At 47.6% G+C, this 22,989-nt stretch carries 17 protein-coding genes; 3 read left to right on the forward strand and 14 right to left on the reverse strand.

Going from position 1 to position 22,989, the window contains the following annotated elements; translation table 11 throughout:
* Nucleotides 1-7: 7 nt before the first annotated feature.
* From CGZ75_RS12815 to CGZ75_RS12845, 8 genes are all read right to left on the reverse strand, one after another.
* The gene (locus CGZ75_RS12815) at nucleotides 8-1,720 is read right to left on the reverse strand and encodes an ABC transporter ATP-binding protein (RefSeq protein WP_176444822.1); all 1,713 of its coding nucleotides are present in this window, start codon (nucleotides 1,718-1,720) and stop codon (nucleotides 8-10) included.
* 165 nt (nucleotides 1,721-1,885) lie between these two features.
* A complete protein-coding gene (locus CGZ75_RS12820; protein ID WP_089522625.1) occupies nucleotides 1,886-3,034 on the reverse strand; it encodes an IS4 family transposase in 1,149 nt (382 codons plus the stop codon).
* 161 nt (nucleotides 3,035-3,195) lie between these two features.
* Entirely contained in the window at nucleotides 3,196-4,935 is a 1,740-nt protein-coding gene (locus CGZ75_RS12825; protein WP_089524721.1) for an ABC transporter ATP-binding protein, read from the reverse strand.
* Nucleotides 4,936-4,952: 17 nt separating this feature from the next.
* On the reverse strand, nucleotides 4,953-5,384 hold the full coding sequence (locus tag CGZ75_RS12830) for a hypothetical protein (protein WP_089524722.1): 432 nt from the start codon (nucleotides 5,382-5,384) through the stop codon (nucleotides 4,953-4,955).
* A 9-nt stretch (nucleotides 5,385-5,393) separates the two neighbouring features.
* The gene (locus CGZ75_RS12835) at nucleotides 5,394-6,584 is read right to left on the reverse strand and encodes a carbamoyltransferase family protein (RefSeq protein ID WP_245850844.1); all 1,191 of its coding nucleotides are present in this window, start codon (nucleotides 6,582-6,584) and stop codon (nucleotides 5,394-5,396) included.
* Nucleotides 6,560-7,018: a carbamoyltransferase N-terminal domain-containing protein gene (locus tag CGZ75_RS25815; RefSeq protein ID WP_245850845.1), complete on the reverse strand. Its 459-nt coding sequence runs from the start codon at nucleotides 7,016-7,018 to the stop codon at nucleotides 6,560-6,562. The genes CGZ75_RS12835 and CGZ75_RS25815 overlap by 25 nt, the downstream gene beginning before the upstream one ends.
* Nucleotides 7,015-8,469, reverse strand: a complete 1,455-nt coding sequence (locus tag CGZ75_RS12840; protein ID WP_089524723.1) for a BtrH N-terminal domain-containing protein — start codon at nucleotides 8,467-8,469, stop codon at nucleotides 7,015-7,017. Before CGZ75_RS12840 ends, CGZ75_RS25815 begins: the two co-directional genes overlap by 4 nt.
* Before the next feature lie 120 nt (nucleotides 8,470-8,589).
* Nucleotides 8,590-9,576 (reverse strand): LLM class flavin-dependent oxidoreductase, encoded by a 987-nt coding sequence (locus CGZ75_RS12845; protein ID WP_089524724.1) that lies wholly within the window; start codon nucleotides 9,574-9,576, stop codon nucleotides 8,590-8,592.
* Nucleotides 9,577-11,495: 1,919 nt separating this feature from the next.
* On the opposite strand from CGZ75_RS12845, the gene CGZ75_RS12855 reads away from it, so the two are divergent.
* From CGZ75_RS12855 to CGZ75_RS12865, 3 genes are all read left to right on the forward strand, one after another.
* On the forward strand, nucleotides 11,496-12,707 hold the full coding sequence (locus tag CGZ75_RS12855; protein ID WP_089522685.1) for an IS701 family transposase: 1,212 nt from the start codon (nucleotides 11,496-11,498) through the stop codon (nucleotides 12,705-12,707).
* 363 nt (nucleotides 12,708-13,070) lie between these two features.
* Complete coding sequence (locus CGZ75_RS25615; protein ID WP_217900067.1) at nucleotides 13,071-13,280, forward strand: hypothetical protein; 210 nt, start codon at nucleotides 13,071-13,073, stop codon at nucleotides 13,278-13,280.
* A 262-nt stretch (nucleotides 13,281-13,542) separates the two neighbouring features.
* Nucleotides 13,543-13,749, forward strand: a complete 207-nt coding sequence (locus CGZ75_RS12865) for a DUF5348 domain-containing protein (RefSeq protein ID WP_245850926.1) — start codon at nucleotides 13,543-13,545, stop codon at nucleotides 13,747-13,749.
* A gap of 248 nt (nucleotides 13,750-13,997) precedes the next feature.
* Here the strand turns inward: CGZ75_RS12865 and CGZ75_RS12870 are convergent, their stop codons facing one another.
* From CGZ75_RS12870 to CGZ75_RS12900, 6 genes are all read right to left on the reverse strand, one after another.
* A complete protein-coding gene (locus CGZ75_RS12870; RefSeq protein ID WP_089524727.1) occupies nucleotides 13,998-17,504 on the reverse strand; it encodes a UvrD-helicase domain-containing protein in 3,507 nt (1,168 codons plus the stop codon).
* The gene (locus CGZ75_RS12875; RefSeq protein WP_089524728.1) at nucleotides 17,497-20,547 is read right to left on the reverse strand and encodes a PD-(D/E)XK nuclease family protein; all 3,051 of its coding nucleotides are present in this window, start codon (nucleotides 20,545-20,547) and stop codon (nucleotides 17,497-17,499) included. The genes CGZ75_RS12870 and CGZ75_RS12875 overlap by 8 nt, the downstream gene beginning before the upstream one ends.
* A gap of 193 nt (nucleotides 20,548-20,740) precedes the next feature.
* Nucleotides 20,741-21,289 carry a GrpB family protein gene (locus CGZ75_RS12880; RefSeq protein ID WP_089524729.1) on the reverse strand — a complete coding sequence of 183 codons (549 nt, stop codon included), beginning with the start codon at nucleotides 21,287-21,289 and terminating at the stop codon, nucleotides 20,741-20,743.
* Nucleotides 21,290-21,389: 100 nt separating this feature from the next.
* The gene (locus tag CGZ75_RS12885; protein ID WP_089524730.1) at nucleotides 21,390-21,647 is read right to left on the reverse strand and encodes an integrase core domain-containing protein; all 258 of its coding nucleotides are present in this window, start codon (nucleotides 21,645-21,647) and stop codon (nucleotides 21,390-21,392) included.
* Nucleotides 21,648-21,885: 238 nt separating this feature from the next.
* The gene (locus CGZ75_RS12895; protein ID WP_176444823.1) at nucleotides 21,886-22,395 is read right to left on the reverse strand and encodes a hypothetical protein; all 510 of its coding nucleotides are present in this window, start codon (nucleotides 22,393-22,395) and stop codon (nucleotides 21,886-21,888) included.
* A complete protein-coding gene (locus CGZ75_RS12900; RefSeq protein WP_176444824.1) occupies nucleotides 22,380-22,976 on the reverse strand; it encodes a C39 family peptidase in 597 nt (198 codons plus the stop codon). Before CGZ75_RS12900 ends, CGZ75_RS12895 begins: the two co-directional genes overlap by 16 nt.
* Nucleotides 22,977-22,989 lie beyond the last annotated feature (13 nt).

Here is a 22,989-nt window from a genome sequence, read left to right on the forward strand (position 1 = left end):
ATTCACCTCACACCATTTTCTGTTGGAAAAACATATTGCGATACAAGGGAGACGTCTCCATTAGATTCTGGTGTTTTCCTTCAGCCGCCACTTCGCCCTGATGCAGCAAAATCGTTCGATCCGATATCAAAACAGACTGCAGGCGATGCGTAATAATGATAAACGTCATATCGGACATATAATCTCTTATCCCTTGCAACAGACGTAGTTCAGACTCGTGATCCATCTGCGATGTTGCTTCATCAAACACTACAATTCGAGGACGTTGCAAAACAATGCGCGCCACCGCCAACCTTTGGCGTTCTCCCCCTGACAAACTGCTCCCTCTCTCACCGATAACGGTATCAAGGCCTTCCGGAAGACTCTCAATCCAACGATCAATCTGAGCAAAACCGCATGCTTTCCAAATATCATCTTCCGTAGCCTTTGGATTAGCCAACAGCAAATTATCACGTATAGATAAGTTAAATAACATACTGTCTTGCATAATAATACCGATTTTTCGGTTCAATTGGTCTTCGTTAATCTCTTGCACCTTCAAAGTATCATTTAACAAAACAATGCCTTCCTGCGGCTGTAACACACCCAACAGCAGTTTCGCTATGGTAGATTTGCCGCTGCCGCTTGCCCCGATAATAGCTAAGCACTCACCTGGATTTACATGAAAATTAATCTGTTTTAACACAGGTTTTGTCCCATAGGAGAATTGAATATGGTGGAAACGTATAGTCCCGTTAAAATGTCGAATATCTGTGAGCGGTTTAGGTTCGACCTGGCCCATATCTAGCGCTTTAAGAACACGTGAAATGTTGGGCTTATGCTCTTGAAGAAGCACATCCAACTCGTTAATTTGTCCTAAACTGCGAAAAGCCTGGTCATAGTAGCTCATAAAAAGGACAAGCGCACCTATTGTAAGTTCTCCGCTAATAATGAAGATGCCGCCGATAAAATAGATATTAAGCTTGGTAACAAAAAAGTCTTTGACGGAAATAAATGTCCGATTTGCAGTCCAAAACAACTGCTTTTTGAAAAAAAGACGGCTTAGTCGCTTCCAATAGAAGGTAAAGGATATTTCTTTTCTTCTCTCCAATCGAAATGACTTTACTTCCTTCCATTCCTGGAGCGTCTCCTTTAACCATTCCTCATAAGAAGAATACAAATTACGATGCTCCTCGGAAGTTCTGTATACTGTTTTTCCAAGCCATCTAGTCATCCAAAAGGACAGCGGGATAGAAATAAAACCGATAAGGGCAAGCTTCCAGTTGATCCATAACATTAATCCGGATAAAAAAACTAACAGAAGCATGTGATAGTAGTATTGAATGATATGCTTTTCCGGAAAAAGCGATACAATTTCTACATCATTATCAATTTGATTTTTAAGTTCGCCAGTTTGCATGGCGTTAAACTTCTGGTTGTACCATCGCGAATAGTTGCGCCAAAGCATTTTTCGAATCCGAAGGGTTAGCAGGTTGGACATTCGATTTCTTGTGCTTGTTGATATAGTTAAAAGAATTGTTTCCAGCCCATATGAAACAAGATATCCAATAATAACAACACTCAGCAGAAATAACTGCCCTTCGATCATCACTTCGTCAATTAATAGTTTGTATAAATACGGGGTTGCCAACGTTAGCGCAAGAAGCAAAAATTGCAGTAAACCTAACCTTAAAAATATCTTTCTGCGGTTGGCAATATACTTTGAAATATTCCGAATCACTAGCGTTGCATAAACCTTCACTATAAAATAAATTGAATATTCAAACACACTATCGATGTCAACAAAACCAAAAGGTCGAACTCTCCTTAGAGGTAGCTCTGTCCATTTGGTAATTTATGTATATACGAAATGAGTTCCGACAAACCTGTTTTCTGGCTCTTGCGATTACGACGATTCGCTTCGTTTACGACCCGTTGACTTCCGACTCGGTGGACGATGGATTCGATTCAGCCAGTGCTCACTCGGTTTCCACAACAATACGTTTAGCCACCGGCTTAACTGCAGCAGAGAATGTGGCGTCTTCGTGTCCTGTTTCACCAGCACCAGCAGGCAAAAGGCAATCAGCCCGATCCAAATCTGGTTGTGCACAGCACGATCACTTGTTCCGTAAAACCGCTTGATTCGCAGATGCTGCTTCATCCATTTAAAGAACGTTTCTATCACCCAACGGCTCCGGTACATCGCCGAAATTTCATCGCTTGTCCGATCAAAATGATTCGTAACGAGAATCAGCTGATTTCCCTCTGAATCGGAAGTTTCAATCATGCGGAATTCATGTTTGGCTCGCTTTTGTGAGGAGCCGATCCGTACACGTTCGTCCATTGTCACCAAACTGCCAGTTGGGATCTCAAATGACTCGATCGGCTCAATAACAGCGTTGTTTTTCAGCCGTGTCACGAAATGAATCCCGCGCTCACTGTACGAGTCAAACGCCTTGTAGTCCACGTAACCGCGGTCAAACACATAAGTGACGCCTTCCTCATCGATGAGCGAGTCCATTTGGGTCCGGTCATTTTTCTTGGCGGGTGTAATCGTCGCGAATTCAGGAAGAACGTCGTCTTCGCCAACAAAAGCTAGACGCAGATGAAGCTTGATGCCCGCTTTCGTTTTGCGAAATTGCGCCCACTTATACGTCTGCAGACAAAGCGAAACCGTCGTAGAATCGATGATTTTGATCGCATGCCGGTCTCCAAGAGCCGTGTATTTCGATACGATCTTCTTGGCCAATTGCTCGAAAACATGCCGAAGCAGCTCCGGATCGACCCCATTGTTTTTCCGGCAAAGTTGGCTGGACGAGATGGACTCAAATCCGAGTTCGTGCTGGAAGGCTTGACTCAGCAAATCATCTGCAATGCTCCTAAGGCCCTCCCGCTGATGCAGTTGAGCGTGCAAAAACAGCTTGAGATATGCAGTCGTCGTGAGCTTTTTAACATACGCATCCTGGCGAGTTTCGGCGATTCGATCTGTGAACGTTTTCGTAAAAATGGGTGCAATCCATTTACCAAATGAAGAAAATAGGGTATCCTTATCCATGCGCTAATCCTTTCAGTGGATTATGGACAGGTACTACCTCCCATATCTATTGTAAAGGATTTTTTTGTGCATGTACGATGAGATAACTCAATATTTCGAAAGTTTCGAAAACATTTATGCAACGCTAGTGATTCCGAATATAGGATCCTCGTTCTGATTGGTTATACCAGCGCATCTTTTGTGTACCACCGCCTTTGCTCGCTAAACAGCTCATTAAAGATCTGGCATCTCTCCAGAAGCTCTGGTATTGTTCCGCAATCTGCCACTTTCCCTTGATTCAAAACGATGATCCGATCAGCTTCGCTAATGGTTGAATAGCTATGAGCAATTGTAATCATTGTTGCTCGATTTTTAAGAGTACGAATAACCGTCTGCAATGCTTGCTCCGCCGCACCATCCAACGCAGAAGTAGCCTCGTCAAAAACGATAATTTGCGGGTTTCGAAGCAGCACTCTCGCAATCGTCAATCGCTGAAGTTGTCCGCCGGACAAGCTTGCTCCTTGCTTTCCGATGACAGTATCCAGTTTCTCAGGCAATTGTTCGATTTCGCTCCGTATAAAAGCTTTTTCGCAAGCCGTCCAAATCGCTTCCTCGCTAAAACGCCTATCTCCCAACGTTATATTGCCTCTTATTGTGTCTTGAAAAATAACACTTCGCTGGTTGACAACTCCCACATTTTTACGCAAATTCATAACAGAGTAATCACTGACCGGGCGCCCATTGATATAAATTTCTCCCTCATTAATTTGGTACAATCCTTGCAGCAACTGAATGAGAGAGCTTTTTCCCGCTCCGCTTTTTCCTACAACAGCTACATGTTCTCCTTGATGTATTTGCAGGGATAAGTTCTGATACACCTTCTTTTCTCCGTAAGAAAAATGTACGTTTTGAAATACAATTTCGCCTTGCGCGAGTAACAGACCGGTGCTGCCTTTCGTCTCTTCGTCTTCTTGAAGAACGGCAGCAATGCGATTGAGGGAAACTATATTTTTTTGCAATCTCATCGAAGCTTGAGCCAGATTGCGGAACATATCACTTATGATCGTAAAATACATTAATGTAGCGATTACACCTCCTACAGTAAACAAATCCCTATAAACGAGAATGGTTGAAACGGTAAAAATAGCAAGCTGTACAATGAGAACCAGCAACAAATTCATGCGCTCCGAAACAAACTCGATTTTATCTTTTCCTACCTTTGCTCGAAGAAGCGCAACCTGTTTACTAACAAACTCCCTGCTTGCCCAACGATGCTGCCCGAACATTTTAATTTCCCGAATTCCCGAAAGCATCTCAAATAACCAGCTTGTCATCTTACCGTATATGCTTCGATGCTCATCAATTTTTTTATATGCACGAGCGTTAATCATTCGATTCACATAATAAGAAACCGGCACAATAACCGCCACCAAAATAGCTACCGTAACATTAAGAAGCGCGACAAGGCTTATAGCTGTAATCAGTTTCAGTGTATTGGCAATAACATAGAATACATTCCAATGAATAAAGTTCATAAACTCATCAGCATCTTGGTTAATTACGGCAATCGCTTCGCCAGTCTCCAATTTTGTAAGCCGGCTAGCCTTAGCATTCATAAACTTCCTGAGCACTTTACGGCGAACATCATAAACAAATCTGGTAACCAAATATGACCATACGGTGTTCAATACAAAATGAAGTGACTGCTCGCCGATAAAAATAAAACCATAGCTAATGACGATGAGAATAAAAAATTCCATGTTCTTTTTGTAAAACACTTCATCAATTAGCAATCCGAATATATATGGGTAGCTCATTGCAATAACCGATGTTGCAATGACACAAATGAATAGATTGATAAAACTCCATTTAAATGGTCTCATTAGCGATAAAATTAAAGTAATTCGCTGCCTTGTGTTCATATATCACCTATATCATATTATTTAATTTTATCTATAACTCTCTCCTTGCCCACAACAATACTCCCTTTAACCAACTCATCGGCCAGCGTATCCGAAACACCAAACTCAGTAATTACTTCGTTGGAATCAGGCAGAGCAATTATAGTCGCCCCACCCTCTTTTACAATGACAGCTTGAAAGGCTGCCCTATACTTTCTGGCCCCGCTATACCAATAAATTTGGGTGACCGTCTCTTCTCCTATCGCTTCATTTGTTTCCAGTGTAAGAGTATAGCTCCCCGATTCAGATTGCGAAAAACTCCCGTCTGCCGCAAATTCCCGATCAATCTGATAGACAAACAAGCTGTAATAAACGAATAACCCAATCGTCAAAGTCAGCATTATCGAAATAAGCGGAGTTTTAACAACCAGTTTGAACCAAAAATTAGCAGCTTTTCTCTTTCGCTTCATGATTGCTCCTCATTTTTTTCTAATGATATATTTTTCTAAAACCAGGTAGTCCAAGTCTATTGTCAGAAAACACTTCACCGCATCCATTGGACTCTCTACAATCGGCTCTTCATTATCATTAAAAGATGTATTTAAAAGTACTGGCACACCTGTTTCTTTGTAGAATGCTTCCAGCAATCCGTGAAGAACAGGATTTATCTTTTGGCTTATGGTCTGTACACGACCAGTGCCATCGTAATGCGTTACGGACGGAATCACTTCATGCTTAGCGTCATGAATCGGCGGTACAAACAACATATAGTGCGAGGGATGCTCCATAGCAAAATATTGCGTTTGGTGTTCCTCCAAAATGATCGGTGCAAAAGGCCTAAACGGCTCTCGGTGTTTGATTCTTAAATTTATAGTATCCTTCATATCCGGGTTTCTCGGATCGGCAAGAATGCTTCGGTTACCTAATGCGCGAGGTCCGATTTCAGATTGTCCGTGGAAAAAACCAATGATGTTGCCTTCTGCTATTTTTTTGGATACCATTCCAAACAGATCGACAGGCTCCTCTACCGTAATGACATCCTTGTAACGGTTTAAGGCATCCTCGACGTCATCATTTGAATACGTTTTACCTAAATAAGGGCTGAAGAACGAATTCGCTGGCTGCCAAGGCTGATCGCCAATAATAAAATTGCCATACAATGCGCTGCCGATAGCTGTTCCCGCATCACCGGCTGCCGGTTGAACAAATATCTTTTTAAACGGAGTATGCTCCAGTATTTTGTAGTTTGCCACACTATTCAGCGCTACGCCGCCTGCTAAACATAACGTATCAACTTTGGTTTTCTTGTATAAATATCGGCATAACTTAATAATTGCATCTTCGGTATGATACTGTCCTGCATAGGCCAAATTTGCTTTCCGCTGAAAAAGATCGTGGTCGTTGGTGGCAGCAGACAAAATTCGGTCGATAAACGTATTCATAAGACTAATATGCTCTCTCGTCAGCTTATAACTGCCAGTTTCCGCAGAACACTCATAAAACTGGGAAAACTCATCCACATAGGTATCCTGACCATACGCGGCTAATCCCATTGTTTTTCCTTCTTGCAAAAACTTAAATCCTAGTCCCCGCGTCAATGTTAAATAAAAGGCACCCAACGAGTTTTCAAATATAGGCTTTTCTCCTAGCCGATCCAAATGACCCGACACATTATGAATGAGCTCAATATTTTTTTCTTTGGCGCAATAAAAGACACTGTCTCGTTTTGTGCTTCTTCTCCACGTACTGGGCTGCCGTATCCGTCGATGACAAGAATTGCCGATTCTTTGAATCCAGACACATAGTATGAACTACATGCATGTGCAAGATGGTGGTTCATAAGGTGAATTTGGTCTTTATACTTTTCATAAAACTTAGGATCCAAAATATCGTTTCCTACAATGTAATCAATATCATCTATTGTTAGGCTATGAGCCTTCAACACATACTCCGCAGAGCGGCATCTAACCGCCTTCAATCCCAATCCTAATGAATGTTTTATTCTCGTTATTCTTTCCTCTTCTATAGCCGCTTCTACCTGTCCGTCTATAACCAGACAAGCAGCAAAATCATGATTGGATCCGCCAAGGCCTAAAACCTTCATTTGTCTATCTCCTTCTTGTCTATATTTATGGTGATAGCGAATAGCCGGAAATGTTCATTGTAATCCAAAATAATTGATGCGATATGCGTTGGTGTCGGCAATTCAACCGACAGTACCGTTATTCTTCCAAGTTGTGGGATAAGCTCGACTTGTCCCGTTTCAACCCTTGTGAGTTGTCCAGCCAATACAACCGGTGTTTGATGCTTAGACTGGCTGGCGAGCCAATGGGCGCCTTGCACAGTATGAACGCTCCTTGTCCCCTCGAAATCATAAAATTGTATAGCGACCGGAGATGCCTCAGTAAAGGCCGCCAGCAAATAAACCTTGCGGATTGGCTCATCAGCAACAATCGGAATGTGCTGACCTTGAGCTCTTACGTGGTCATTTGTCTCCCCATCGTATACAGGGAAGGAAAAAGAGACTTCTTCATTCCACCAAATACTTTTAGAGGGCAGATCATGCGCCAAAAAGAACGTATCCTTATAAAAATAAGCTGGTTTGTCAAAACTTCCGAATGCCCTGTGATTCATATATTCCTCTAGCGGGACATGCTTCATTTTGTCCACACGCACATTGGGTTTCATTCCATCCACATCTATCAAACTGGCAGCAATCGGATGCAGAGACTCCAAAATGGCTTGTTCCAATCGAGAAATCTCTTCCAACTTTTCGGAAACTCTTCTCAACACAGGCTTTGCATTAGATGAATACGATGCTTTGATCAGCATAATTCTCAAGTTATCCCATTGTTTTGAGCAAAGGTTTAACTGATGCCTAATTCCTTCCGCTCGTTGATCCTGAAAATATTCAATTGCTTCAGCAAACAATTTTCTGCCTTGACTGATCTTAATCAACCTCTTGAATAATGGCGAAGCCCACCACTTGTCCTGATATCTCTTCACTTCCTCTTCATAATTAAAGTGCAGCTCAATATCTTGGGAAAATGCCACAATATCATCAACCATATTATGAGTAACCGATAATTTTTTTACAGTACAGGTAGCCGCTTCTTCAAAAGTCAATGTTGCGTCTGGCTTGCCAAGATCACAAATGGAGTAACACACGCTGCTGTAATGATAGAGGGCACTTGCCGGCAGTTCTTCCCGTTCTTTAACAAAAAATCCGTCTACACAGGTAAACATACGGCTTCGCGAATTATATCCTATAACTATCACAAAATGCATATTATGGTATTTCTGATAACCGGGATCCCATGGGCACCAGTACGCATCAACAAACATGATGATAGGTTTATTTCCTCGAAGATGATTGTCTATGATCGAAATCATCTCATCAGCGCTATCCGGCTGGTATTCCGTAATTTGTATGCCGTGATATTTCTTCAATAGCGGAAATGTATCATCCATATGGGGGCTGATTCGGTCTCCGGTAACACTTAAAGTATCATACTCTCTTCCTCTGAAACCAAATCCCCACTTCCCCAAAAACATAAGCTCAAATGATTTCCCTCAAGACGTTGCGATAGAAATAATCTGCGACTCCAAACAATTCAGTGTGCTGTGCTTATATGGTTTTATATCCGTAATCAATTGGTCCACAATCCTTCCATTTTATTTGAAGCAAGGAATGATATGCCGACCCATTGTTTCACAAGCTGATTCGTCCAAATAACCGGAAACGAGGAAGTAATCAACGCCTATATCTCGATATTGCCCCAACTTGTCTGACACTTGCTTAAAACTGCCTACAACCGTTAAACCGACGGACCTGCTAACTTCAGAAAGTCCTGCCCATAAATGCTCTTCCACCCATAAATCATGTTGATCCTTAAAATGCTTATTATTTCGAATGCCCACCGAGTCTACTTCATTTAAATACATTTTTGTAATTTTTTTATGAAAACCCGAAAACTGTTCGTGTTTCTGATAAGCTATTTCAATAGCTTCGTCTTGCGCTGCTTTGGCCAATATATCAATATAAATACCGATTTTAAGAGTGCGATTTCGCAATGCAGCTTCATGTTTCAGTTGCTTAATCCTATTTTTCAAATGTAAAGTCGTGTCTGCATAACAAATCATCACATCGCCGGCTGATAAGGCAACCTCAGAGGCTGCTGAAGAACTGCCAGCAATAAACAGCCTCGATTGTCCTTCAAATTGCGGCTGCACTTCAAGATCACTGTAAGAAAAGTTCATCCCATTAAAATTAGTTGTTCCCTGCATCAAAAGCCGCATGCACTTTACAAATTCATTGGTTCGTTTATAACGATGTTCGTGAGAAGGGAAGTCTCCGCCTGTGAGAGATTCTTGTTTAATCCCCCCCGTTACAATATTCAGATCGAAGCGGTCCCCCATTAAATAATGGATAGAGGTAAGATTTTTAAGCGTAATGTGAGGCAATAGCATGTTTGTGTTCTGGGCCACCAAAAACCGCACACGGCTTGTATCTTGACACATCATCATTGTCAAAATCCATGGATCGAGCGCTTGCTTGGCGCTTGCAACCAGAACTCCGTCAAAACCATATTTTTCTGCGTCCACTGCCTGTTTTCTGCATTCATTCACATCTGAAACAGGTAAAGCCCAACAAAATTCCATAGTTCTTCTCCTATTTGGTTTTAGTGTGGTTAGCTCATTTCAAATAACTCCTCATGATCTCTTGATTTCCATATATAGACTTAAGCAATTTTCGATATGAATGATCTGGTTTTGCATGCCGGTTTATTCGCGTATAATTTGCAGCTTGTCATGGTTTAGAAAGTCTGTGCGAAGACGACGTGCTACAACTCTCTGTCATCGCTAAAATATCCCAAACCGTTTCTATAGATACACCTTTAGCGCTTTTTCGGAGCAGTACCGTAACCCGTCCCTCATGTTCTAATGGATTTTCCACATAACAATATACGGGAAGGAAACGTACAAATGGCTCTAACATCCGTTCTCCTCGCATGGATCAAAAAATGATCTGGAATCAACTGATCTTCTCTCACTAAATAAATTCCCGGCTCGCTTATATCCACATATCTTTTTGTTATCCATATCGGTCTGCAAGATTCCACACCCAGTATCTTATCCGGGAGTATATGTTGCATCCCTCACTGTGTGTATAGAAGTATTGAAAAACTTAACGCAGTAGAAGGACAGTTTTTCGATAAACCTGAGATCAATTCAAAATAGTCAGCGGGGCAGACCTTTGAATCACAAGTGTATTGATGTGCATTATTCTCGAATACAATTTTGATTTTCTGTTACTACTTAGGTACAACATTCTGATTAACTCGAAATCTTGAATACCATATGCTGTGTTTTGAATCTGTTAGGCATGTTTATTGTTCATCATTATTAGGCCGCTTTACTGGGGGAGTTATCAATATAGTAGATCAACTGTTGATTTCACACTAAATTTCCTATATAGGTACCTGAGCAGTTACGATTTTCTCCGAGAAGGATCTTTCATACACGGCGAATTCATGAACCCATATCTTTCTACATAAATCAACAAGGCTTTTCTTTTGAGCACGTTGATAATAAGAGGTTTCCGTCGTAACTATTCCAGTTCCCGTCAACTTCGTCCAATCTTGTTTTGCATCGCTCATCCAATCGAGATCCGTTGTATAAATATAGGTTCGTTTTTCGATTCGTCCATGTCCCTTTTCGAATGTGCTGTGAGCTTGAAAGCCCCTAATTATGATTCCGTTTAATTGCTTGAATAAACACTTCTAATACTTTGAATTCATCGTTTTCAATTTTTTCAACATATGAGGACATAGATTTTAATAACCGTCTCTCATTAGTGATGTGATATTTGATCATGAGAGATCTGAGTATGTCGCACTTTTTCTCAATACCTTCATACATGGAATATATTTCTTTCAAATTTGTTTTAAGCACGTATTTTTCAAGGTAATCCAACCGTAATAGCATGCATTTTTTATGTTCCCATAATAGCTGAAAGGCATGTTTACTTAAATATCCCCCAACAGATACTTCTTCGATATGTTCAACAAAATCTTTATATACATCCATGCCGAACCTACAAGGAAGGGGATTCCTTAGGGATCTATAATTCTGTGAAGTATCTCGAGAAAAAAAGTAGTCCTCTAGTTGATGAACCATATTGGGTATATCAAAACAATACACTGTTTCTCGGTTAAATTTGAATAAAACCAAATAGTTATCATAGTTGTACTGAACATTCATTTCAAGATAAGCTTGCTTCACTTGCTCGAATGTTGCGGTTGATCTTGTAAATTTCCCTCCCGAAAAAAAACCGGCGGTGCGAAAATATTTATCGTTATAATCATATCCATATATTAATATCATATGAGGAAAACGAAATTTCTGAAATGCTGAGGATTCTGGGATATAAAATTCATCAAGATGGATAAAGACGTAATAACTATAAATGAGCAAATTCACTTCCAGTAAACTGTAAAACAAAAAAGAAGAGAGACAAAGCATTCTCCTTGTGGTAAAAAGTAGTCACCACAACTGATTTTCACCAAGGAGAAATTGCTATGTCTCATACTGCCATCCTACCCGATCATGCCGCACTTCGCAATTACTTGTTACAACACCGGTTACCGCTGTATTTTTCTAAGCCGGTCGTGGCACATATCGAGACATACATGGCGGCGGCTGCAGCGAAAGGTTTTCGTGGCAAGGTAGTGGATCTAGCCGAGTATAGTAGCTGCCACCGTACGACACTTGGGCATTTTCTGGCCGAAGGCAAGTGGGATGAAGCGGTGTTGCAAAACAAAGTCAAGGTCGAATCACTTCGGTACGTGGTTCAAATAGCCAAGCAGACAGCAGAGCCGCTGTTTGTTATTCATGATGATACGATCTCCAAGAAGACAAAGCCTTCGTCACAGGCGCAATCTCCGATGGAGCAGACCGGGTTTCATCATTCTCACTTGGAAGGAAAAGTGGTTTGGGGCCATCAAGTTCAAGCGACGGTGGTCCAAAGTAACGACACTTCTTTGATCCATTCCATTGACTTGTACGACAAAACGAAAACGAATCCCGACGGCACGGTGTATACAAAAATAGATCATGTGTGCGATATAGCCGCTACGCTGCCTCTTCCGCCTCATGGCGGTTACGTGCTTGTGGATTCTTGGTTCACTTGCTCTCGCGTAATCGACAGCTACGCCTCTGCTGGCTACCATCTTATTGGTGGTCTTAAAACCAATCGGATTATCTACCCGCAAGGGATCCGTATCTCCCTAAAGGATTTTTCCGCCCATATCCGCAAAGAAGACGTTCGCCTTGTGACCGTGAACGGAACTTCATACTGGACATACCGATATGAAGGCGCCTTGAACGATATTGAAAATGCTGCCGTTCTGCTGTGCTGGCCGGAGCAAGCGTTTGGTGTGCCTAAAGCGCTACGCGCTTTTTTGTGCACGGATGTTTCCTTGGATACGGAAACGATTTCCATGTATTACAGCAAGCGTTGGCCCATTGAGATTTTTTTCCGCCAGTCCAAAAACAATCTTGGCTTCGATACCTACCAGGTTCGTTCAGCAACGGCATTTACCCGCCTGTGGGCGTTGCTGGCTTGGACACATTTGTACTGTACTACAGGGTTAGGGCAACCCTGCCCTTTTGGCGAAGGATTGCGTACGGTTCGGAAGCAAGTCCAACTGGACCGACTTCAGTTTGTCTACGATTGCGGCAAGAACGGCATTCCATTTCACGTAGTTCGTGAACAGTTCAAGTTGGCTTGACCTATTTTGGGATTTTTTGTATCCGTTTTTGCTCATTTATAGGTACAGATATGCAAAAGATATGCAACCGTTTCTTCCTTACCGTAGTTCGTGACCCGGACGTGCTTGAACTCAGCCGTCCGCATGTGAAACAACTCAGCAAGCCTAATCATCTTCTCATCCCTGGGTTGCGTTCCCCGACCGCCTTAAGAACAAGCTGCTCGAAGGAGAGCGCGTTCATTTTCATCTTCGTCAAGATGTCAAGCTGACTCTCGCCGACTTGATTCCCTGCTCAAGACCGACGGAGAGCGGGAACAGATAAAAAATAACAATCCGGAGAAGCGTGACTCCACCAAACGATCAGGGTTCCGATAGAATCAGCTCATGCGCGGTATTCGCCGACTGGAACCGGTTGTCGTTGTAGATAAAACACATCTGCTCGATCGGGAGATGCTGGAGAAAGTGCGTTTCTTGCTTCATTTCAAGATTGATGCGCAGAGCCCCATGGCACTATTTCTCGTCGGGCAGAGCGAGCTTTGGGACAAGCTTCGGCTTCAATTCTACGCAGCGATTCGTCAGCGGATTGATCTATAGTGTAAGCTGCCCTACTTCGACCGCTCCCAAGCCGGTGAGTATCTGAAGCGTCAGTCAGCGTATGCCGGCACAGATCATGAGATATTCTCCGATGAGGCGGTGAATGAAGTTTACCGATTTTCGGGCGGATCGGCCAGACTCATCAATAAGTTGTGTACCCACTGTCTCATCTACGGCACCCAAATCAAGCGCCGCATCATTGATGATCATATGGTGAATCACGTTATTCAGGTGAAGTGTCGTGAACGAGCCTTGGAACCGGATGGCGTATGATCAGGAAGTGAATAGCTGGTTTGTCCAGCTAGAGGAAAAAGCTTATCCCGTTTATTGTGGGGAGTGCTTCGAAATTCGCATTGGTGACCACGGAATCCCATCTCGGATCGAAATTAACCGTCATTGGAGCATAATCATGAGAGAAGCACGATTTAACTTGAGAAACAAGGACATTTACCATATTCGATTCGTTTAACAGAAATGGGAAAGCCGAAACATCTCGGCTTTTGCGTTAATCAAGTCTCTATGGACATGATTACAATCAGACCTTGTACAGCTTACGCGATCATTTTCTGAACACTATGGATTAGCAATAACAATATGCGCCTGACTCAAAACAAACGAGTACAGGCACATAAAAGCTATCGAATGGTACGCCGTACATCGTGGCCGACGGATGTTCACCCCTTGGTTAATATGTTTGCCGATCGGTCGAATCGCTCGTTACGTGCGATAGCCGTCCTCTTCATGCAAAGCAGCGTATTTGTTAGTATGCAGAAAATACAGCCCCATCTCCTTCACCTTCAACCCGATGGAGCGTTCAAGCTCTTGCCTATAAGCTTCTACCTGAGGCCGATAGAAAACCGTGAACAATGCCTCATCTCCCGGCTCGAAAATATCCGTCTTGAAATCGACAATGATCCAGCCGTCCCCTTCCTCGAACAGAAAGTCGATGACGCCTTTGAGATGCAGTGTCTCGGGAGGAGGGGAAGAGGCAAAGAATCTCGGCACTGACGGAGCTTCAAGTGCGCTGCCAGCGAGGGAGGGCTGCTCCTCAGCGTTAGTAAGTACGGCAGCAGTGCGAGCGGCAGCGTCGTCTTCCATCTGCTCCGCGCTGCGCACAGTGCGCAGCGTAAGCTCATGCACGCGGCGGCGTGCCGCCAGCGCGCGCTGCCAGAGCGGATGCGCCAGCACTTGCTCCAGCATGAGCCGCACATCAGGCAAAAACCGCGCTGCCATGCCCTCCTCTTCCGCAATCAGGCGGATGCGAGGCTCAAGCTGCGCCAGCGGCTGGCCCTGGCCAAGCAGCTCTATGCAGCGATGCACCGTGCTGCCAAAAGCCATGCCGCGCCCCTCCGCAGGACGCGGCGGCTGCGCCTGATTGGACTTGGCCAGCTCCGTCACCGACGCGGTGCGATAGGTCGGCCGGGCAAGCCTAGTCAACAGTTGCTGCGCTGCGCGATCCTCAGCCGCCTGGTCATGCCAGGCGTTATACTGCTCCGGCGCTGCCGGTTCCAGCTCCGGGATGTGGAGCTCCCGGGCATCAACAAGACTGCTCTTCAGCGGGCTCCATGGATCGATGGCTGGTCGATCCGGGTAACGGCTGACGATGAGCAGTTGCTTCGGTCGGGTGACAGCGACGTAGAGGAGGCGCTCTTTTTCAGCGTTCAGGAACAGCCGCTCTCGCTCTGCCAGCTCCGTCCAACCCGGCGGATGAGCGATCATCTCATCCTGATAGCCCACACGCCGCGTAATCGTGAAATATCCCTTAGCTTCTTCTCCGGAAACGCGATCCACATGTTCCGAGGCATCATGGTCAAACTCGCCCGCCGGGCAAGCTAGCAGCACAACCGGTGCTTCCAGCCCTTTGGCCTTATGCAGGTTCATTACCTGCACCGCGCTGCGTCGCCCGGCGAAAAGCTCGCCGCACTCCGTGCCGTTCGCCGAAGACATAGCCGTCAGCCATCCGCTCAGCTCCGACCAGCTGCCGCAAACGAGCGGATCTTCTTGCAGCTGATGCAGCAGCTTAACGATCGTCCCTGCTCGCATCGAGCCGGATGTACGCACAGCGGCGAGCGGCAGCAAGCCAAGCTCCTCCATTATTCGCAGCAGCACGCTAAGTGCTGGCGTGTTGCCCCGTACTTCGGACGCATAAGCGGCCAATCGCTCCAGCGCCACATACGTCGGCATCGCTATTTCCGACACTTCGGAGCGCTCCGGTAAATAGCGATATGTGAGCGGAAAGCCCTCCATTTTATAATGGTAGAGGGCATTGTCGCTGGCGCTGAACAGCATGCCCTTCAGCACAGCAAGCAGCGCGATCCGGTCATCCGGATCGTTCAAGCTTTGCGCGAGCAGCGCCAGCGCACCAAGCTCCTCAAACCTCGCAGCACTGCCGGAGGTGACCGACGGAACGCCGTAAAGCTCAAGATTTTCCGCATAGAGTTGGATGAACTCGCGTCTTTTCAGCAGGATGAGAAAATCACCCGGCTCCGCGTTACGCAGCGTAAGTCCACCTTGGCCTCGCTCTTGAATGAGCAAATTACCCTGGCATGCCCAAGCGATATACTTCGCCACTCGCTCAGCGTCTTCTTGCGCAATCGCCTCCTTGCCACCCGGCAGCTTCGAGATCGTAATTGTATGAACGCCGTGCAGCGCCCGCTTGCGGTCGGATGGGTCGGGGGCTGTCGTTGCCATTTTCACAAAGGCTGCCTGCTGCTCCGTCTCCGTCCGCGGGAAGCGCGAGTTGAACTCATAGTTCACGAACTGCCCGATCGCCTGCACCGAGCGAAAATTAGAGCCAAGCTGCAGCACTTCACCACAGACTGCGATCCGCGCCTTCACCCCGTTGTAGATGGAAATGTCGGCGCGGCGGAACCGATAGATGGACTGTTTCGGGTCACCGACGACAAAAAGCGAACCTGGCTTCGGCACAGCGCGCCTCCAATCGGACTCCTCCGGGTCCGCCCCCGTCAGCAGGAACATCAGCTCGGCCTGAATCGGGTCGGTATCCTGGAACTCATCAACGAACAGCCGGGTATACCGCTCCGAGAAAAAAGCACGCACCTCCGCATGCTCCCGCAGCAGCGCCGCTGCTCGCATGAGCAGATCCTGAAAATCCAGCAGCCCGCGCTCGCCGCGCAATCGCGCCGCATGTTCCACGGCTGGCAGCACGAAGCGCAGCGCCAGCGGATAAATATGCTCGCGCCAGCTGCTCATGAAAGGCTGCAGCACCGTGATCTGCCAATGCTGGAAGCGGTCGCGGAACTCTCTCGCCTTCTCTTTGTCCGTCCAGCGGACTTGCGTGACGTTAAGTTTCTTTTCAAAGCGTTTGGCCAGCTCCAGCACGCGCAGATCATCATGGAGCCCATGCAAGCGAATCAGATTGCGCCCATCGCGCACCAATTCTTGCAGCGCGTCCCAGCCCTTGTCCGATTTCTGTGAAGGGATGTATGGGGTGGCCTCCTCCAGCATCGGCGGAAGCGATAACCGGATGAGGTCAAAATCCGGTCGGGGCGTTAGAGTTGTCACAACCGTGACATCCCGATATTGGCATGCCCGCAGGTAAACCTGACGCAAGTCTTCGACATGGATGCCGAGCAGCTCCAGTTCGGCGAGACTCGGAGTGGAAGCCGATACGGGCTCGGCTGCGTCCTCCGCTTGCTGCTGGGCAACTGCGGCTACGGGCTCAGCTGCTTTCCTCGCTTGCTGTTCGGCAACTGCGGCTGCGGCTGCGGCAGTTATTGCCGTTGCCGCTGCGCGTTCCCCGCCGCCGCTGGTTGTACGCTGCAGCAGATAATCGTCCCATGCAGCATGTAGAAATGCTTCCGCCTCATCGTCGTCAAGCTCGCGGAACTGCGGATCAAGCCCTGCCTCGATGGGGCGTTCGCGGAGCAGCTGTCCGCAAAACGAGTGGATCGTCGCAACCGTGCAGCGATCCGCCTCGCGCAGCGCTTGCTGCAAGCGGGCAAGCGGCTCACCGGGTTCAAGCGATGCGCTGCGGATGCGCCGCTCCAGCTCCAGGCGGAAGTGAGTTTTCAGCTCACCCGCCGCCTTGCGCGTGAACGTGATGGCGGCAATCTCGCTCGCCCGGGCTGATCCTGTTTCGATCAGCGCCAGCATCCGCCCGATGAGCGAGGTTGTTTTGCCGGAACCGGCGCCTGCCTCAATGAGGAAAGTTGTATCCAGATCGCGAACGATCCGCTCTCTTGCCAGCGCGTCGTCAAGCATACTTTTCCGCCTCCTTCAGAAATCGGATCATGGTCTCGTTCTCGGGATTCTGCCTTTTCTCTCGGGCCAGCTCCGCCTCGTTGCCGCACACGGTACGATAATCGCACCAGCCGCAAGCCCGCTCGTCGGCCGGGACCGCTGGGAAAGCTCCCCCTTCAATTGACGACAGTAAATAGCCGGTCAGCTCCGCCAGCTCTTCCCTGCGGTTTTGCAGACGGAGGATTTCCTCGCCTCGACCCCTCTCCGTCGGAAAATAATAGGCAGACTCCATGACCCGAGCCTCCGGATCGATGCCGCTGCGCCGCAGATGCTGCTCCACCGCTACAGCATAAAGCGCATGCTGCAGCTGCCTGCCATTTGCGAAATAGCCGTTCTCGTCGTACTTGCGTGGACTGCCCGTTTTATAGTCATAAATTTTGTAACGATGTGGCGCCAACTCGTCGATCCGGTCAATAAAACCTTTGACACGCATCGTCAGCCCGCTTGCCAGCACAACCTCCAACGGCTCCCCGTCCTGCCCAAGCTCCAGCTCGAAAAACTTCGGCCGCCCTTGACCTTCGCGCCTTCGCTCACATTGGTAGAACACGGCGGCATCACGCCGGATCGCTTCGCTCTCCTTTTGCAGGATGGAGGGGCTCGGCGACGGCACAAACGCCTCGTATTCCTTCAGCATCTCTTCCGTGATGGTGCTCAGCAGAGCTTCATCATGCTGAAGCGGGCCGCTGCCCGCGCGATCCGCGAGCTCCACCAGGTACAGCTGATATAACCGATGCAGCAGATTACCGCGTTGCGCCGCATCAAGCCAGCGGGCTCGGTCGTATACGGTCACGTCCTTATCCCGGATTTTGAGCACCGTGGAGAAAAAGAATTTTTTCGGACAATCGGCGTAACGCTCTAACTGCGTCACGCTAAGATGCCCCTCCGCTGCGGTCCCGTAACGGACCGCGAAGCGTGTGCTGCTCAGCATGCCCTCGTACTCCGACAGCTGCGCGGAGGAAATGCACTGCGCCGCCTGCAACCGGGCGGAGGCGAACGGGTACGAGCGCGCCAGCGTAGTCATACCGCCGCGCAGCCGCCCGCCGGAGCCGGCGCTCAGTCGCTGCAGCCAGCGGTCGGAAGCGTCGAGCGGGAGACTTGAAGGCTTTGAAGTGCTTGGGGTGCCCGCTATAGTCCATTCATCCTCGCTAATACTCGGCTCAGCCTGTGAAAATCCCGAAGCCTGCCCCGCACTGCTGAGAACGCCTGCCTCTGCATCGGGAATGCTTGCCTCATACCCCGTAGGCTGGCCAAGCAGCCCCTCAAGCCCAGCCAAATCCAGCTCGGGCTGGTTGCTCCATATTCGAGCCACCTGCAGCAGCTCGTAAGCGGGCGCGGTTTCCTTTTGCTCTGCATGGTCGTAGCAGCAATAACTTAGGGTTAATCGGCCTTCGATCCGGACAAAGCGTAAAGCCCGCTCCCTTTGACGGCGCTCCGCCAGCTCGCTCGACAACGGGAGCCCGCCAATCCGGGCCCGTTCTGCGTCGAGCAAGACGGGGTCCTGCCGGATTGAGGCGGACCAGAAGCTGTCGCTCATGCCGAGCACGAACACATGCGGCCGCCCCGTTTCTCCACCGTCCTGCAGCGTCGACACATGCAGCTTGCCGCTCTGCGGACCGCTGCTGCCAACACGGATGCCCTGCACCATGTCGCTTACATAAAACAGCGCCTGAACCTCCGGCACAGCTGGCAGCTCCATTCCCTCCAACGAAGTTTGCCGCTGCTTCAACTCAGCAAGCACAGCGATGTCCTCCTCGCATGTCGGCGGCGCACATGCCGCCAAAAAAGCATTCAGCCCGCGCAGCACCGTCAGCGGCGTCCAACTCTCCAACCGTGGATCCGGCAGCGCAGCGAAGAGATCGCGGAATACCGCTGCAAGCACGCGGCGCGGTTCCGAGGGCTGGCCGCCAGCTTCCACCGCAGCGGACGCCTCTCCCGCCTCTGCCAGCAGCGCATATCTCTCGCGGCTCCAGCCGACGCCGCTTCCCTCCAGCGCGCGAATCAGCTCGCCGGAGAACAGCTCCTCCGACCAGGCCCGGAACGTAATGCTTCCGTGACGGAGAGCCTGCAGCAGGCTCTCCGTCTCGTAGCCGTTCCCGACCCAGTCGAGATACGCCCGCGCCGCCCGGCCAACACGGGCGTGCGACACCGACCGCCCGGCCGAATACGTGGCCGGGATACCAAGCGCGGCGCATAGCGATTGCACCGCGCCTTCATACCCGCTGTCCGGCGGCACAATCATCTCCGCCCGATCCAGCGGTATCTCTGCGCCGATTAGCCGGCGCAGCGCCTCCCTCGCCTCCGCCAACTTGCCGGCGGCGCGGAACATCTCCAGCCCGTCGGCCCCGATCCCGGCCGCCGTCGCTGGAAAAACCTCGCCCGAGCGCAGCACAATCACGCTGCCCCCGGCCACACATTCCAGCATCCGCCGTTCCACCGGCGTCAGGGCATGGAGCGACGGAACAATATACAGTTCCGTCGAACCCTGCCCCTCCAGCTCCGGCAGCAGCTCCAGCAAACGGGCAAAGTCACTCATTCCGCCTTCACGGAGCGCCTGCTCATAACGAACCAACAGCCCCTGAACGTATCGCCCCTTACGCGCGTCTACGAAGCTCTCCGGCTGCAGCTCGCTGGACGGGATACCTGCCATACGCAGCTCCGTAATCGCCTCATGAAAAACGTGAACAATGCCCCGGGACAGCAGCTCCCGACTAACATAGGGTTCTGCTTCCTCCTCAGCCATCAGGAACATCAGGCGTTGCACGATCCAGAAAGTCTCTCCGTTGCTCAGCAGACGGACGCCGCTTGTCGCCAGCGCTGGCCTAGCTAGCTTGGTGACTGCGGAGCGAAGCGTTTCCACCTCCATGCCGAGCATGGGACCGCATTCTGCCGCCGCTCGCGCCAGCCACTGCTCTCCCTGCTGAAAACGTTCCGCCAGAACTATTTTCCTCCGAAACGGGTCCCTGCGTGCCAGCTCAAAGAGCTGCCGGCTCCATCCATCGTCCATGAGCTTCGCCTCCCTCTCTTCCCTAGCATTCGAGGGTTGCAGCCGCTTTCCTGCTCCCTATTCCCGTCTTCGCCATGACCTTATAAATAGCGAGAAAAGTCGAGCTTTTTCTACTCTGAGTACGTCCATACTCTCACCCTTCCCGCTCAGCCACAAAAGAAAAAGCTCGCAGCAAATGCTTGCGAGCCTTATACTAATTCAGTTCTAATACGCTTTTCACAAAATCGGTTTTTGCCTCTGTATAAGCTTCCCTATCATCATTGGTTTTCGCTGCTAACTTCCTTTTTAACTCAGCGTATTGCTGAGCCAATCTTGGCTGTTCACGAAGTTTATTACGGAATTTAATCTGCTTTTCCCAATGCTCCTCATCATCTTCTAACATTAGATGCAGATGACATTCTCTTTTATTATCTTTAACTTTAACGAAAAATCTTCTCCATTCTCTTCCATCCAGTTCTTTTGGAACATAGCTCCAATTCTCGGCTTCCAATCTTTCAATGATCTTTGCCAAATCACCGAATGAATTGATTTTTGCCATCATATCAATAATTGGTTTTGCAGGCAGATTAGGAATAGATGTACTTCCAATATGCTCTATTTCACTCACTCTGAATTCAGATAGAAGTTCTCTTAATTTTATAATTTCGTACGTTCCTTTTTCTATCCAATTAGGATCATAAGCTTTAATTTCTATTTTTTCTGTGGCCCAGACTGGCCAGTTGCTCTCATCATGTTCTTTCATAAATTTCCTCCAAAAATTAATCGTCACTATAGTCAGAACTTCAGTTAGCCGATGAAAGCGGTTGAATTGAAGTCTAGTTTCATTTTTCTCGAAAATACGCTCAGACGGCCCGTTTGTACGAGGATACATCGGGATTTGTTTCGGCAATCCATTGCATGAACTCGACTGGGGATCGCTTGCCTAAGCTCTGGTGCATCTTGCGGTGGTTGTAGAAATCCATGAACGAATCCACGGCCTGAAACGCCTCTTCAAATGTACCAAAACGCTCCTTACTCAATAACCAGCGCTCCAGTGTGGCATGGAACGATTCAATGTAGGCATTCATATTGGGCGTTTTCGGAGGGATTCGTTCATGCACAAAGGTAAGCTCCTCCGCCAGCTCTCTAAACGCCTTGCTCACAGACAATATATTCAGAGATTTGCAGGGCGCTTAACCAAACGTCTAACAAATCATAATTGGGTTAATTCGGCAAAAAAAGTTCCGACAGCCTACACTATCGGAACTTTTTTTAGGATTTTAGTGTCGCCTGACTTATTCTTCAACTAAGTTCCCGCCGAGCCAACATACTATATTCCTCGCTCGCCACGGCGCAGCGCTACTCATTTCTCAACCAATACACACGCTTTACATAAAATACGATAACAAACACCGAAAAGACCATTAACCAAACGTAACCATTAAACCACATATCGTTCGTATACTGGTTCAACCAGCCGAATCGGTATACTTTAGAGTCCGGATTATCTGTCCATCCTCCAAGGGCATGTATCCGATTACGAACAAAATTGTATTCTTGAAAACCTGCTATCAAAAAGACGAATAACGCAGTTAAAGGAATGAAACGGTTCATTCTCATTTTCTGAATCACCAGATAACAAAAAAATAAAGCCCCAACCAAAAATATAAAAAAGGGAGGGATAAAAAGCAAGCCTAAATTGCCGTTTCCTGATATTCTATACGGTTTGATTGTAAACAAGGACAACAGGCAGATAGCCGCCGAGGACAACAGAATAAAAATAATCAACCAAAGGAGTCGAGTTTTGTAGGTCATACAGCCTCCCAGACGATCTAAAAGATCTGTTGAGTTGTTTACTCCCAATTCCATATCGGATATCCCATATCCATATCTTGATCATTAACTGTCCAGCTTGCCCAATGTGTTCCTGTGTTATTCTGACCTCCATCAGGATCTTTGTAACCAAAATAATCAATACCAGATACATTTTTGAATCCATTCCCTGCCACAAAATGGTGGTTAACTTCTACTCCATCTGCAACCCAAAAATCAAATCGTAATGCAACGGGACGATTTGCACTAATTCTTTCCTTGTATTTTGCCCATCCACCCAATGGATCTGTTGCTCGCATTGAGCCTACTCCCCATCCAGTTGGATCATAATAGTGATTGATATGAAGAAAATATCCTTGACGCCAATTGGACATTGAAGTTCCAAAAGTGGAGGCGTTCAGCTCGAAATAAAGATGATCGATAAATTGGTCGTGACCTCCATAATCAGATGAACCTTTGACAGGTTGACCTTCAATTGCTTTCAAATAATTGGCAATCATTGCAGCTGTCGTTGGCCCGCAAGCAGAACTAGGGTAGTCAACACCGGGTGTTCTTTGCCAGAGCCTTGGAACAGCAAGCTCTATATTTGTCGCTAATGATGTATTGAAACTACTCACATTTGTACTACTT

It is taken from the genome of Paenibacillus herberti (genome assembly GCF_002233675.1).
Lineage (GTDB): Bacteria > Bacillota > Bacilli > Paenibacillales > Paenibacillaceae > Paenibacillus_O > Paenibacillus_O herberti.

Bases quoted from the DNA above. Each gene is read 5' to 3' on its own strand.
- CGZ75_RS12870 (WP_089524727.1), bottom strand. From the start codon at position 17,504: ATGCTTGACGACGCGCTGGCAAGAGAGCGGATCGTTCGCGATCTGGAT.
- CGZ75_RS12845 (WP_089524724.1), bottom strand. From the start codon at position 9,576: ATGGAATTTTGTTGGGCTTTACCTGTTTCAGATGTGAATGAATGCAGA.
- CGZ75_RS12830 (WP_089524722.1), bottom strand. From the start codon at position 5,384: ATGAAGCGAAAGAGAAAAGCTGCTAATTTTTGGTTCAAACTGGTTGTT.
- CGZ75_RS12820 (WP_089522625.1), bottom strand. From the start codon at position 3,034: ATGGATAAGGATACCCTATTTTCTTCATTTGGTAAATGGATTGCACCC.
- CGZ75_RS25615 (WP_217900067.1), top strand. From the start codon at position 13,071: ATGCGCGGTATTCGCCGACTGGAACCGGTTGTCGTTGTAGATAAAACA.
- CGZ75_RS12865 (WP_245850926.1), top strand. From the start codon at position 13,543: ATGGCGTATGATCAGGAAGTGAATAGCTGGTTTGTCCAGCTAGAGGAA.
- CGZ75_RS12840 (WP_089524723.1), bottom strand. From the start codon at position 8,469: ATGTTTTTGGGGAAGTGGGGATTTGGTTTCAGAGGAAGAGAGTATGAT.
- CGZ75_RS25815 (WP_245850845.1), bottom strand. From the start codon at position 7,018: ATGAAGGTTTTAGGCCTTGGCGGATCCAATCATGATTTTGCTGCTTGT.
- CGZ75_RS12880 (WP_089524729.1), bottom strand. From the start codon at position 21,289: ATGAAAGAACATGATGAGAGCAACTGGCCAGTCTGGGCCACAGAAAAA.
- CGZ75_RS12895 (WP_176444823.1), bottom strand. From the start codon at position 22,395: ATGGAATTGGGAGTAAACAACTCAACAGATCTTTTAGATCGTCTGGGA.
- CGZ75_RS12875 (WP_089524728.1), bottom strand. From the start codon at position 20,547: ATGGACGATGGATGGAGCCGGCAGCTCTTTGAGCTGGCACGCAGGGAC.
- CGZ75_RS12825 (WP_089524721.1), bottom strand. From the start codon at position 4,935: ATGAACACAAGGCAGCGAATTACTTTAATTTTATCGCTAATGAGACCA.
- CGZ75_RS12855 (WP_089522685.1), top strand. From the start codon at position 11,496: ATGTCTCATACTGCCATCCTACCCGATCATGCCGCACTTCGCAATTAC.